The sequence below is a fragment of the Caballeronia sp. A2-2 genome (assembly GCF_057612605.2).
On the sequence record NZ_CM172587.1, the window covers coordinates 1635845 to 1648892 of the forward strand.

A 13048-nucleotide genomic window follows, 5' to 3' on the forward strand; every position below is an offset into this window, starting at 1 on the left:
TTTTATTCGCTTACTTGGATAAGGCGCGCATGGCGGATTCGAGGCCAGCCATCGTGAGTGCGTACATTCGGTTGCCTAAAATATTGCGGATCGCGCCAATCGACTGGCGATATTCCCACAAGCGCTCCGGCTCCGGATTGAGCCACGCGTGACGCGGAAACTGATCCGCGAAACGGCGCAGCCAGACCGCGCCCGCTTCGGCATTGTTGTATTCGACCGAGCCGCCCGGTTGCAGGACTTCGTAGGGGCTCATGGTGGCATCGCCGACGAAGATCAGTTTGTAGTCGGGCGTGAACTTGTGCAGCACGTCGAAAGTGGACGTGCGCTCGGCGTGACGGCGGCGGTTGTGCTTCCACAAGTAGTCGTAGACGCAGTTGTGGAAGTAGTAGAACTCGAGATGCTTGAACTCCGCCTTCGCCGCCGAGAACAGTTCTTCCACACGCTTGATGTGGTCGTCCATCGAGCCGCCGACGTCGAGCAGCATCAGCACCTTCACGTTGTTGTGGCGCTCGGGCACCATCTTGATGTCGAGCCAGCCCGCGTTCGCCGCCGTGCTGCGAATCGTGTCCGGCAGATCGAGTTCTTCCGCCGCGCCTTCCCGCGCGAAACGCCGCAAGCGCCGCAACGCCACCTTGATATTGCGCGTGCCGATTTCCACCTGATCGTCGTAATCGCGATAGGCGCGCTCGTCCCACACCTTGACCGCCGAGCGATTGCCCGACTCCTCGCCGCCGATGCGAAAGCCTTCCGGGTTATACCCGCCGTGCCCGAACGGCGATGTGCCGCCCGTGCCGATCCACTTGTTGCCGCCTTCGTGGCGATCGTGCTGCTCGTCCATCAGTTCCTTGAAGCGCTCCATCAGCTTGTCGAGCCCGCCCATGGCCTCGATGCGCTTCTTTTCTTCCGCCGTGAATTCGCGCTCCAGACGCTTCTTCAGCCAGTCGAGCGGAATCTCGAAGGCTTCGTCGGGCAGCTTTGCCACGCCGTGAAAGTATTCGCCGAACGCGCGATCGAACTTGTCGAAATACTTCTCGTCCTTCACCAGCGTCATGCGCGAGAGGAAGTAGAACTCATCGAGCGATGGCGCGATCACCTGCGCCTTGAGCGCTTCGAGCAGCGTCAGATATTCCTTCACCGAGACGGGCAACTTCGCATCGCGCAGCGAGTAGAAGAAATCGATCAGCATGAGCGCGGCTCTCCGTGTCGTCGGCGCAATCGGATCAGCGATCCAGCCGGAAATTCAGGTTGGCGCGCACCGCCGGCCACTCCGGCGCGATGATCGAGAACACGACCGTGTCGCGCAACACGCCGTCCCGCCCGATCTGATGGTGGCGCAAAATGCCGTCCTGCTTCGCCCCGAGCCGCGCGATGGCCGCGCGTGACGCGTGGTTCATGAAATGCGTGCGGAACTCCACCGCAATGGCATCGAGCCGTTCGAACACATGCGTGAGCAAGAGCAGCTTGGCTTCGGTGTTGAGCGCGGTTTTTTGCACGCGCTTCGCATACCACGTGTGGCCGATTTCCAGCCGACGGTTCGCCTCATCCACATGGAAAAGACGCGTGGAGCCGACGACATCGCCCGTCTTCGCATCGATCACGGCGAAGGGCAGCGCGCCCAGACGTTCGCGCATGTCGAGCGCGGTGTCGATATACGCGCGCATCTTCTCCGGCGGCGCGACGAACGTGTACCAGAGCTTCCACAACTCGCCATCGCTCGCGGCGGCGATGAGCGCTTGTTCGTGTTCGAGCGTGAGCGGCACGAGCTTGACGTGCGCGCCTTCGAGCGTGACGGGTTCGATCCAGCGGCTCATCCGTGCGGTCTCTCTTTTTCGCTTAGCGATGATTGCGGTTCATGAACAAGAGCCGCTCGAACAGCGCGACATCCTGCTCGTTCTTCAGCAACGCGCCATGCAGCGGCGGCACGATCTGCTTCTGATCTTCGGAACGCAGCGCTTCGGGCGGAATGTCCTCGGCCAGCAGCAGCTTGAGCCAGTCGAGCAGTTCGGAGGTCGAAGGCTTTTTCTTCAAACCGGAAACGTTGCGCAGTTCGAAGAAACTCTGCATGGCGGCGGTCAACAGGTCTTCGCGGATCGTCGGAAAATGCACTTCGACGATTTCCTTCATGGTCGTGGCATCGGGGAAGCGAATGTAGTGGAAGAAGCAGCGGCGCAGGAACGCATCCGGCAGTTCCTTCTCGTTGTTCGACGTGATGATGACCAGCGGCCGATGCTTCGCGCGCACCAGTTCGCGCGTCTCGTACACGTAGAACTCCATGCGGTCGAGTTCGCGCAGCAGATCGTTCGGGAATTCGATATCCGCCTTGTCGATTTCATCGATCAGCAAGACCGATTGCTGATCCGATTCGAACGCCTGCCACAACACGCCCTTGACGATGTAGTTCGCGATATCCTTCACGCGTTCGTCGCCGAGTTGCGAATCGCGCAGGCGAGAAACCGCGTCGTACTCGTAGAGACCCTGCTGCGCCTTGGTCGTCGATTTGATGTGCCATTGCAGAAGCGGCATGCCGAGCGCGCCCGCCACTTCTTCCGCGAGCATGGTCTTGCCGGTGCCGGGTTCGCCCTTGATGAGCAAAGGACGCTGCAACGTCATGGCGGCGTTCACCGCAAGTTTGAGATCGTCGGTGGCGACGTATTGCGATGAGCCTTCGAAGCGCATGTCGAAGATCCGGTCAGGGAAAAAAGTCAGTATAAGTCAGAAGACCTATCGGCATGGGGACGTGCCGGGGTATCGTTTGAGCCGCCCGGTTCGGGCCTTTCCGGGTGCATGCACGCGGCAAATTGCGATGACGTGCCAACTGTGCAGGGGCGAATTGTCGCAGGGCAATTAGCTGCTTTTAGGCCGCGTCCCATTGCCAGCAAGGCTTTCGGGCGGCCCGGATTGTGGACGCTCCGAAGGCCGCGCGGTACAATTAGCCCGATTTTTTTGGCCTGCGCGGTCATCGAGCAACAAAACAGGGCGGCAGCATCAGTCAAGTCCCGAGAAGCTTGTAATGCGCTCGGCGCAGGCCGTGGCCTTCGAGCGCCGGATTTCCCCTCATGCCAGGTTAGAAGCTATGAACAATTTCGTCGGCAAGTGTGCCGTGATTGCAGCGCTGTCCGGTCTCGCCGGCTTCGCGACCCAGGCGTCGGCCGACGTCGTGGGCAACGCGAAGGCCGCCGAAGGCAAGGTGGCGATGTGCATCGGCTGTCACGGCATCCCCGGCTATCGCACGGCGTACCCCGAAGTCTACGAAGTGCCGATGCTGGGCGGCCAGAACGCTCAGTACATCAGCAATGCGCTGCATGCGTACAAGAAGGGCGACCGCCATTTCGACACCATGCGCGCCATCGCGACCACGCTGACGGATCAGGACATCGCCGACATTGCCGCGTACTACGCCGCGCAAAACCCCCAAACCAAGAACAATCCGGACAAGTGATCCTCGTCGCCGCAACGCGCTTCGACATTCAACGGCGCTTCGGCGAACCAGGACAGGAGAATTCATGAAGCCCTCTCAGGCACTCGACTCAGGCATCAAGGCGGCATGCGCGGCCGTGGCGCTCATCGGCATGACGGCGTTCGGCGCGGCGCACGCGGCGGATACCGGCAACGGCAAGGCGCTCGCCGAAAGCCACAACTGCGCGGCCTGTCACGGGCCGAATCTCAACAAGCCGGTGAGCGGGGAATATCCGAAGCTCGCGGGCCAGCATGCGAGCTATATCTACTGGGCGTTGCGCCAGTATCAGATCGGCAATGGCAATCCGAACTTCGGCCGCAACAACGCCATCATGTCGGCGCAGGTGCAGAACCTGTCGCAGAGCGATCTGAAGGATCTCGCGGCGTATATCGAATCGCTCGATGGCGCGCTGGTGCTGAAGAAGTAAGCGCGCTTGGTCGATTGCAGGTCTTGAAAGCAAACACCCCGCTGCGAAGCGGGGTGTTTGTTTTCAAGGCGCGGTTCAACGCTTCAGTCGCGCGATGCCCGGCGCTCGATTCGCGCGAGATAGGCATCGGTATCGGGCGGGGTGCCGTTGCGCTGCGCTTCCCAGATCGTCTCGCCGAGGCAATCCATGATCGCGTGCTGCGCATCGTGCGGCGAACCGAGACGCGCGACCAGCCGATCGTGCGCGCGGCGAATGCCCGGCGGCTGATCGATCGACAATTGTTCGCTGATGGCGAGATGCATCGACAGATGCAAAAAGGGATTGGTCTGGCCGCCTTCGGGCGAATAATCGGTGGCGGGTGCATCCGGCTTGACGAGCGTGTCGTGATACTCGGGATGCTCGCCGATCCAGTCGGCGGCCATGCTTTCGAGCGGCGTCAGGATTTCGCTCGCGCGCTCCTTGCGCCACGTTTCGATGAAGAATTGACGGACCTCGTCACGGCTTGGATTGAACATAACCTATTGATTCGTATACAGGATTCAACCCGTTATTATAAATCCCGAGCCTGCCGCCTGCTCGATGAGCGGTCATTCCACCGGCGCTGGCGTCTTCAGCCGATATTCGCAAAGCGGCTCGATCACGCAATGCCAGCACTCCGGCACGCGCGCCTTGCAGACATAGCGCCCATGCAGAATCAACCAGTGATGCGCATGCTGGACGAACTCCTTCGGAACATGCTTTTCCAGCGACGTTTCCACCGCCCGCACATCCTTGCCCGGCGCCAGACCCGTGCGGTTCGCCACGCGAAAGATATGCGTATCCACCGCGATGGTCGGATGCCCGAACGCGATATTGAGCACTACGTTCGCGGTCTTGCGGCCCACGCCCGGCAGCGCTTCGAGCGCTTCACGGTTGTCCGGCACTTCGCCGCCGTGTTCGTCGATCAGCATGCGGCATGTCGCGATCACGTTCTTCGCCTTGGTGCGGTAAAGGCCGATCGTGCGGATGAACTCCGTCACGCCTTCCTCGCCCAGCGCGAGCACCTTCTTCGGCGTATTCGCGACGGGAAACATCTTGCGCATGGCCTTGTTCACGGAGACATCGGTGGCCTGCGCGGAGAGCATCACGGCAATCAGCAGTTCGAAAGGAGTCGTGTATTCGAGTTCGGTCTTCGGATTCGGATCGATGCTTTGCAGCGTCTCGAAGATGGCGTGCCGTTTCTTCGCGTTCATGACGTGCCCTTGGAACTGTCCTTGTCCTTCGACGCGTTTTCGAGCCCGAGACGGCGGCGGCGTTCGTCGGCGGCATCGATCTGCGCCTGCACGGCGGCGCTGACGTGCGCGGTGTTCTTCGGTCCCGCGCCGAGTGTCGCCATCTCTTCCTTCTTCTTGCGGGCGCGTTCCATCGCGGCCTGAATGATCGCGCGTTTTTTCGCTTCGGCATCGTCGGCGGTTGCGGGAACAGGCGTGGCCGCGACCGGCGCAGATGCCGCCGCCCGCGATGCCTGTCGCGCCGACGCGCGTGCCTCCGTCTCCACACGCTCACGTTCGAGCCGCGCGAGATGGCGATCGTGGCGCGCGCGGGCATCGTCGGCCTGTGGCTGACTCCATGCGTCCCAGCCGGTCTTCTCGCCAGTGACATCGACCATGTCGATGCAATCGACCGGGCAGGGCGGCACGCACAGATCGCAACCCGTGCACAGTTCGGGGATGACGGTATGCATCTGCTTCGCCGCGCCGACGATGGCATCGACCGGACACGCCTGCATGCACAGCGTGCAGCCGATGCAGACGTTCTCGTCGATCACCGCCACCGGCCGCGGACGTTCCTCGCCATGCGTGGTATCGAGCGCGACGACCGGACGCCCGAGCAGCGCCGCGAGCCGCGCGATGCCCTGCGCGCCGCCCGGGGGGCATCGGTCATGACTCGCCTCACCCGACGCGATGGCTTGCGCGTAAGGCCGGCAGGCGGGATAGCCGCATTTGGTGCATTGAGTTTGCGGCAGCAGGTCTTCGATGCGCTCGGCGAGCGTCTTGGAAACGATGGCGGTCACGAGGAATTGCGGTCAAGCCTTGGGGGACGATGCGCGGCGTGCTCTTTTGATATGCGTCACGCGGCGCTGTTGAGTGCGCGTCCGGCGAAACGCCGTGCGCTTTTTTCGATCTTTCTTTGCGCATTATCGCCCATGTGGGGAATACCCGTGACGAATAGCTTTCAGCCCCGATTGCCATTAGGGAGCGATGTGCGCATAATCAAAGCGCTTTACCGTTTGACCGCAGGACGGTGTTACCCAATAACTTTGGCGCGCCCGTTCACGTCATGTACCCAAGCGGGCCGCGTGACGCATATCCGGCAACGCGGCTTGCGAATCATGCCACCATGAATCAGCCGAAAATCAAAAGAGATCCTGAAGGCACCCGGCGCCGCATCTTGCTCGCAGCCGCTGAGGAGTTTGCAGCGGGCGGCCTGTTCGGCGCGCGTGTCGATCAGATCGCCCGCCGGGCCGAAACCAACGAGCGCATGCTCTATTACTATTTCGGCAGCAAGGAGCAGCTTTTCACCGCCGTGCTCGAACACGCGCTGTCGGCGCTCGTCGAAGCCGAACGCACGCTCGACCTCGACGGCGTCGCACCGATCGAAGCCATGACGCGTCTTGCGCATTTTGTCTGGGATTATTATCGCGATCACCCTGAATTGCTGCGTCTCATCAACAATGAAAATCTTCACGAAGCGAAATACATCAAGGGATCGAATCGTATTCGCGAACTGATTTCGCCGGTTGTCGCCACGCTGTCTGCCATTCTCGAACGCGGCCAGAAAGCAGGATTGTTTCGGCAGGATGTGGATGCGCTCAAGTTCTACATCACGCTGTCGGGGCTGGGCTATTACATCGTATCGAACCGGTTCACGCTGGAAGCGACCTTCGGACTCGATTTCGGCGAAGCGGCGCAGCGCGATCAGATGGTCCGCATGAACACGGAATTGCTGCTCGCCTATCTCACGCGCAAGTAGCGCGCGCGTGCGGCCATGAAAAAACGTCGCGTCCGTGAAGGGCGCGACGTTTTGCTTTCTGCGAATGGAATCGGTCCCGAAGCAAGCAGACCGAACCAATTTCATCTCATGCGGGAACCGCTTCCGACTTCGGCTGCTTGTCGTGTTCGAGGATGAACTCGCGCAATTGCGGATACACCATCGTGCGCCAGCGACGGCCCGAGAAAATGCCGTAGTGGCCGGCTTTCTCCGCCGTGAAGTGCCGCTTGTCCTTCTTCGGAATGCTGGTGCACAGATCATGCGCCGCGCGCGTCTGGCCGCTGCCGGAGATATCGTCCAGCTCGCCTTCGATGGTGAACAGCGCGGTGTGCTTGATGTCCTGCGGACGCACCATCTCGCCGTTGACTTCCCACGTGCCTTCCGCGAGCCGGAATTCCTGAAACACGATACGGATGGTTTCGAGGTAATACTCGGCGGCCATGTCGAGCACGGCGTTGTATTCGTCGTAGAAGCGGCGATGTTGCTCGGCGTCTTCATCGTCGCCGCGCAGCAGGTTTTGATAGAAGTCCCAATGGGCCGTGAGGTGGCGCTCGGGGTTCATCGCGACGAAACCCGCGTGCTGCAGGAAGCCCGGATACACCTTGCGCCCCACGCCCGGATAGTTCGCCGGGACTGTGTAGATGACGTTGTTGTTGAACCACTCGTAGGAATGCTCGTTGGCGAGCGAGTTCACCGAGGTCGGACTGCGGCGTGCGTCGATCGGGCCGCCCATCATGGTCATGGTGCGCGGCGTGTCTTCGCCGCGGCTCGCCATCAGCGAGATGGCGGCGAGCACGGGCACGGTCGGCTGACACACCGAAATCACATGCAGGTCCTTCGCGCCGATGTGGCGGATGAACTCCTGAATGTATTCGACGTAATCGTCCAGATGGAACGGGCCGTTTTCGACCGGCACCATGCGCGCGTCGATCCAGTCGGTGATGTACACCTTGTGGTCCTGAAGCAGCGTCTTCACGGTGTCGCGCAGCAGCGTGGAGTGGTGGCCGGACAGCGGCGCGCACACCAGCACGATGGGCTCGTCCTTCAGCTTCGTCACGGTCGCGCTGTCGTCCGCGAAGCGCTTGAAGCGCAGCAGGCGGCAAAAAGGCTTATCCACGACCGTCTGCTCGACGATGGGAATGTTGTGGCCGTCCTTGACGATCTGATGAAGGTCGAACTGGGGTTTCTCGTAGTCCTTGCCGAGCCGGTAGAGCAACTCGTAACCGGCCGCGAGCCGGCTCGAACCGGGTATATAGGACAAGGGGCTGGCCGGATTCACAAACGACTTGGAAGCGGCCTGGGCCCAGGCTGTGAGGGGGGACAGCAAGGCCCGCTGGAATTCGTGGATTTGATAGAGCATGGTTGCCCCGATGACTCCCGTACGACCGGTTTGCCCGTCGATGGAAGGAAGCAACACTTCCGGCGAAACGGGCCTGACGGCTTTCGATGACCCCCGATGCGCGGCGGCTGTTTCCGCGCTCCGGGGCACTCACTTTCCCGACTTCAACCTTTTGCAGTGACGCGTGCCGCGCGTCCGGTCATGGCCTCACTAACGGCGCGCGCGGTTCAAACCTTGAGTTTGATGCCGCAACATTTTCCGCGCGTTAAGCACACAATTCAATCAGGCAGTTCAATTTACCGGCTTTTTCACAACAGTTCACAATGCTTAATTTTGTGCGCTGCATCAATAGTACCGTCTGCGAGCGGATTATTCAAACGGAACAAACGGTTAGTACACATTCACTGCTTTCCTGTCGCGGCGTCCGCGACGGCATCCGAGCGGGCCTGCTGGGCGGCTTCGCGTGGCGTGTCGGCGCTTGCGGGCTGACCCGTTGCTTCCGCCATTTCCTCGTCCACGCGCATCAGGTTCATGCCCGTGTGCACCAGCGCCACGTGCGTGAACGCCTGCGGGAAGTTGCCTACCATGCGCTTGGCGACCGTGTCGTATTCCTCCGCCAGCAGGCCTACATCGTTCGACAGGCCGACCAGACGCTCGAACATCGCGTGCGCCTCGTCGATCCGGCCCTGCAACGCCAGGTTATCCACCAGCCAGAAGCTACAAGCCAGAAACGTGCCCTCTCCGGGCGGCAGTCCGTCCGATACTTCGGTCGTGTGATAACGCTTGACGAGGCCATCGTGCGTCAAAGTCGTTTCGATCGCATGTACGGTGCCGGTCACTTTGGGATCGTTTGGCGGCAAAAAACCGAGCATCGGGATGAGAAGGAGGCTTGCATCGAGCGCTTCGCTGCCGTAAGCCTGCACGAACGAGTTGAGCTTCGGGTTCCAGCTTTTCTTCAGCACTTCGGCCCGGATGCGCGAGCGCATCTCGCGCCAGTGATCGACCGGCCCCGGCAAATTGAACAGTTCCGACGACTTGATCGCGCGGTCGTAGGCGACCCACGCCATGACTTTGGAAAACGTGAAGTGCTGCTTGCCGCCGCGCACTTCCCAGATGCCTTCGTCCGGTTCCTGCCAGACGGAATCGAGGTGGACGAGCATCGCGCATTGAATCGACCACGCGGTTTCGTCGCTCTGAAGGCCACCGACGCGCGCGAGATGCAGCGCGTTCATGACTTCGCCGTAGACATCGAGCTGCAACTGCGCCACCGCGCCATTGCCGATGCGCACCGGCGACGCGCCCTCGTAGCCCGGCAGCCACGGAATTTCCCATTCGGGCAGACGCCGCTCGCCCGCGATGCCGTACATGATCTGAATCTGCGAGGGCGAACCCGCCATCACGCGGCCCAGCCATGCGCGCCACGCGCGCGCTTCGTCGTAGTAGCCGCCGCGCATCATCGCGAGCAGGGTGATGGTGGCATCGCGCAGCCAGCAAAAGCGATAGTCCCAATTGCGCGTGCCGCCGAGTTGTTCGGGCAGCGAAGTGGTCGGCGCGGCGACGATGCCGCCGGTCGGCTCGTAAGCCAGCGCCTTGAGCGTGATGAGCGAGCGGCGGATCGCGCCCGCGTAGCGGCCTTTCAGCGCGCTCCGGGCGGACCATTCGCGCCAGTGGTTCTCGGTGCGCGCGAGTTGCGTGTGCGGATCGCTCGCATGCGGCAGGCGCAGATGCGACTGCGAATAGCACAGCGAAAACGGCACGCGCTCACCTTCGCCGATGTCGAAATACGCCGTCGTGCGCATGTTCTCGCCGAGCAGCGCCACCGGCGTGCGCAACACCGCGAGGTCCGGTCCCGCAATCGCGCGGATGCCGCTGTCGTCCGGCAGACGGCTTACCCACGGCGTCGCCGAGCCGTAATCGAAGCGCAGGACCAGTTCCATGCGCATGCGCACCGTGCCGCGCCGCCCGACGACGATCCGAACCAGTTCCGAATGCCCGTTGCGCAGCGGCATGAAATCGACGATTGTCACCGCACCCTGCGGCGTTTCGTAATCCGTTTCGAGAATCAGCGTGTCGCCGCGATAACGGCGCTGGATGACGGGTTGATGACCGTCCGGCATTTCCGGTGCGATCAGCCATCGGCCGTGTTCAGGCGTGCCGAGGAGCGCGGCGAAACAGGCGGCGGAATCGAAACGTGGCCAGCACAACCAATCGACGGAACCGTCGCGGGCGATGAGCGCTGCGGTATGGCCGTCGCCGACCATGGCGTAATCTTCAATCAATGCTGGCATAAGCGAACGTTGTCCTGCTGGCGGCGCGCGCGGGTCGTGTGCCACGCCGCGGGTTGAAGAACTCGACCGGGACGTTGTTGCATCCCGGCGATGTCAAGGTGTCCGTAAGGTGCGCGCCAAGTGCGTGTCTGCCGCATTCTGCCGTAATCGCTGCCAATAAGCAGGAAAGTGCGCGCGCCCGAGGCTGCGCACCCGCGCATGGAACCGTCACCGAAAACCGGCGTCACACGACAACGCCGTGGGCGTGCTCAGAAATGCATCCCGCCCATGCCGAACAAGCCAATCAACCCGATCACGATCAGATAGATCGCGACGATGAAGTTCAACAAACGCGGCACGATCAGGATCAGGATGCCCGCAATCAGCGAAACGAGCGGACCGAGACTCAGATGGATGGTCATCGCAGCAACTCCTTTGTTGATTTTAGTTGGCCCGGCGCGTGGTCATGCTTCACGCTCCGGTGGTGCTTTGGGCCGCATCGGTATATTGCTGATGCGTGGATGCATGATGTCTCATGATGCCACCGCGCGGGAGCAGAATTTGCTCCTCGGTGGCGCTCGCCATCGACGCTTTGCACGCGTTGCCCCCTGATAACAAGCAGCATAAGACGATAAGGAGGTTTCATGCACCCGAGCCAGTTTCCCCTCGATGCGCAGGCCCGTTCCGAGCGATTGCAAGGAGCGCGCCAGCCCCGCCTGCGCCATTGGATCAAAGGACTCGCCTTGATTCTTTCACTGACCGCCGGACATGCGTTCGCGCAAACCGATTCATCTTCCGGCAACGTGTATGATTTGTTGATCGGCACTTATACCGGTGGCGGCAAGAGCGAAGGCATATACGTTTATCGTTTCGACGCCGGCAACGGCGAACTCACGCGTGTCGCATCGGCGCAAACGGTGAATCCTTCGTATCTCGTCGTGAGCCGCGACCGGAATTACGTGTACGCGGTGAACGAACTGCCGGGCGACAACGGCCCGGCGTCGCAGCGTGGCGGCATCAGCGCGTTTCGTTTCGATCGCGCGACGGGGCAGTTGAGCTTCGTGAACCGCGTGTCCTCCGATGGCAACGATCCGTGCTATCTCGCGATCTCGCCCGATGGCAAATATCTGCTCACCGCGAACTATTCGGTGGCGGCGAATCCGGGTGGCAGCTTCGCGGTGTTTCCGCTCGCGGCGGATGGCCACGTGGGTACATCGGTGCTTACGGTACATCATGAAGGCGGTGGACCGGTGAAGGGGCGGCAGGACAACTCGCATGTTCATTCCACGGTGTTCTCGCCCGATGGACAGTATCTTTTCGCGCAGGATCTCGGCGTGGACAAAGTGTTCGCGTATCGATACACACCGGACCCGTCTGCATCCACACGCGGATTGTTCGGTCCGACCGAAGCGCGCTACGTGCCGATCAAACCGGGTTCCGGACCGCGCCACTTGATTTTCGATGCCAGCGGCAAGCACGCGTATCTGACCACGGAAATGAACGCATCCGTGACCGTGTTCGACTATCGGGACGGCAAGCTCACGCAAACGCAGACCTTGCCGATGACCGCGCCGGGCTTCAAGGGCAAGATTGGCGGCGGCGCGATTCATCTGTCGCCGGACGGGAAGTACTTGTACGCGACCAATCGCGGTGACGCGAATCAACTCGTGCAGTTCGCGGTCGATCCTGCAAACGGCCATCTGCAATTGCAGAAGCGCTATTCGACGCTCGGCAAGACGCCGCGCGAATTCGCGATGGACCCGAGCGGGCGCTGGCTGATCGTCGGCAATCAGGACAGCGACACCGCGTACTTCTTCCGGCGCGATCCGGCGACGGGCGATCTCGCATCCGATCCGAAACAGTTGTCGATTGGCTCGCCGGTGGATTTCCAGTTCGTATCGCCGTCTTGATGAATGTGATGTGAACGGTCTCGAAACGATGATAAATACTCCCGCCAAAGCGATCGTTCCATTGCTGTGCATGCCCGTCGCCACATGTGCGAATGCCGGCGACGGGCAGTGCGACTATCGACACGACTGGCTATCCGCCGCCTGCGAACGCGTGATGCGCGTGGCGCACGACGGCACGTGGGATCTGTATGTCACGGGCTATGGCTGGCACATCGACGGCTACACCGATCGCAAGGAACTGAACCCGTGGTCGTACGGCGGAGGCGCGGGCAAGCACTGGACCGATGCGAACGGCAACGAGGACGTCCTGTTCGCGTTCGCCTTTTCGGATTCGCATCACAACTTCGAGCCGATCGGCGGTTACGCGCGCCAGTGGTACACGAAATCCGTGCTTGGCGGATTGCAGGCGGGCGGCGGCTATTTCGTCGGCTTCACCGCGCGCAGCGATGTCGCGCACTATGCGCCGTTGCCGCTCGCGTTGCCGATCGGGTCGATCCGCTACAAACGCGCGTCGGTCATGGGCACGCTCATTCCGCGTCTGCCCGGTCTGAACGATGGCGATGTCGCTTTCTTCTGGGGCCGCTACGAGTTCTAGTACGATGCGTGTCCGTCATGCTT

The 13048-nt window shown here is 61.5% G+C and carries 14 protein-coding genes; 5 read left to right on the forward strand and 9 right to left on the reverse strand.

Annotation, left to right across the window (positions count from 1 at the left end; genetic code table 11):
* Positions 1-10: 10 nt before the first annotated feature.
* The 3 genes from ACZCWR_RS07810 to ACZCWR_RS07820 are packed head-to-tail and all read right to left on the reverse strand — an operon-like array spanning position 11 to position 2676.
* Complete coding sequence (locus tag ACZCWR_RS07810) at positions 11-1186, reverse strand: vWA domain-containing protein (protein ID WP_487303125.1); 1176 nt, start codon at positions 1184-1186, stop codon at positions 11-13.
* Positions 1187-1220: 34 nt separating this feature from the next.
* Positions 1221-1811 carry a GNAT family N-acetyltransferase gene (locus ACZCWR_RS07815; RefSeq protein ID WP_487303126.1) on the reverse strand — a complete coding sequence of 197 codons (591 nt, stop codon included), beginning with the start codon at positions 1809-1811 and terminating at the stop codon, positions 1221-1223.
* Positions 1812-1833: 22 nt separating this feature from the next.
* The gene (locus tag ACZCWR_RS07820; RefSeq protein ID WP_487303127.1) at positions 1834-2676 is read right to left on the reverse strand and encodes an AAA family ATPase; all 843 of its coding nucleotides are present in this window, start codon (positions 2674-2676) and stop codon (positions 1834-1836) included.
* Between the two features lie 397 nt (positions 2677-3073).
* Between ACZCWR_RS07820 and ACZCWR_RS07825 the strand changes: the two genes are divergently transcribed.
* Together ACZCWR_RS07825 and ACZCWR_RS07830 are read left to right on the forward strand one after the other, a co-directional pair.
* Positions 3074-3439: a c-type cytochrome gene (locus ACZCWR_RS07825; protein WP_487303128.1), complete on the forward strand. Its 366-nt coding sequence runs from the start codon at positions 3074-3076 to the stop codon at positions 3437-3439.
* Between the two features lie 64 nt (positions 3440-3503).
* Entirely contained in the window at positions 3504-3884 is a 381-nt protein-coding gene (locus tag ACZCWR_RS07830; protein WP_487303129.1) for a c-type cytochrome, read from the forward strand.
* Positions 3885-3967: 83 nt separating this feature from the next.
* Here ACZCWR_RS07830 and ACZCWR_RS07835 read toward each other — a convergent pair whose 3' ends face one another.
* The 3 genes from ACZCWR_RS07835 to rsxB all read right to left on the reverse strand — a co-directional run bounded on the left by ACZCWR_RS07835 (position 3968) and on the right by rsxB (position 5937).
* Positions 3968-4399, reverse strand: a complete 432-nt coding sequence (locus tag ACZCWR_RS07835; RefSeq protein WP_487303130.1) for a DUF1841 family protein — start codon at positions 4397-4399, stop codon at positions 3968-3970.
* Positions 4400-4471: 72 nt separating this feature from the next.
* Positions 4472-5116 carry an endonuclease III gene (nth, locus tag ACZCWR_RS07840; protein WP_487303131.1) on the reverse strand — a complete coding sequence of 215 codons (645 nt, stop codon included), beginning with the start codon at positions 5114-5116 and terminating at the stop codon, positions 4472-4474.
* The gene (gene rsxB, locus ACZCWR_RS07845) at positions 5113-5937 is read right to left on the reverse strand and encodes an electron transport complex subunit RsxB (protein WP_487303132.1); all 825 of its coding nucleotides are present in this window, start codon (positions 5935-5937) and stop codon (positions 5113-5115) included. The genes nth and rsxB overlap by 4 nt, the downstream gene beginning before the upstream one ends.
* A 326-nt stretch (positions 5938-6263) precedes the next feature.
* On the opposite strand from rsxB, the gene ACZCWR_RS07850 reads away from it, so the two are divergent.
* Positions 6264-6896 carry a TetR/AcrR family transcriptional regulator gene (locus ACZCWR_RS07850; RefSeq protein WP_487303133.1) on the forward strand — a complete coding sequence of 211 codons (633 nt, stop codon included), beginning with the start codon at positions 6264-6266 and terminating at the stop codon, positions 6894-6896.
* A 106-nt stretch (positions 6897-7002) separates the two neighbouring features.
* On the opposite strand, the gene ACZCWR_RS07855 is transcribed toward ACZCWR_RS07850, so the two are convergent.
* The 3 genes from ACZCWR_RS07855 to ACZCWR_RS07865 form a co-directional block, all read right to left on the reverse strand.
* A complete protein-coding gene (locus tag ACZCWR_RS07855) occupies positions 7003-8274 on the reverse strand; it encodes a polyhydroxyalkanoate depolymerase (RefSeq protein ID WP_487303134.1) in 1272 nt (423 codons plus the stop codon).
* A 380-nt stretch (positions 8275-8654) separates the two neighbouring features.
* Complete coding sequence (locus tag ACZCWR_RS07860; protein WP_487303135.1) at positions 8655-10541, reverse strand: glycoside hydrolase family 15 protein; 1887 nt, start codon at positions 10539-10541, stop codon at positions 8655-8657.
* A gap of 248 nt (positions 10542-10789) precedes the next feature.
* Positions 10790-10942: a DUF3096 domain-containing protein gene (locus ACZCWR_RS07865; RefSeq protein WP_487303136.1), complete on the reverse strand. Its 153-nt coding sequence runs from the start codon at positions 10940-10942 to the stop codon at positions 10790-10792.
* Positions 10943-11164: 222 nt separating this feature from the next.
* On the opposite strand from ACZCWR_RS07865, the gene ACZCWR_RS07870 reads away from it, so the two are divergent.
* Both ACZCWR_RS07870 and ACZCWR_RS07875 read left to right on the forward strand, forming a co-directional pair.
* Positions 11165-12430 carry a lactonase family protein gene (locus tag ACZCWR_RS07870; protein WP_487303137.1) on the forward strand — a complete coding sequence of 422 codons (1266 nt, stop codon included), beginning with the start codon at positions 11165-11167 and terminating at the stop codon, positions 12428-12430.
* 28 nt (positions 12431-12458) lie between these two features.
* Positions 12459-13025: an antimicrobial peptide resistance and lipid A acylation PagP gene (locus tag ACZCWR_RS07875; protein ID WP_487303138.1), complete on the forward strand. Its 567-nt coding sequence runs from the start codon at positions 12459-12461 to the stop codon at positions 13023-13025.
* The last annotated feature ends 23 nt before the right edge of the window (positions 13026-13048 follow it).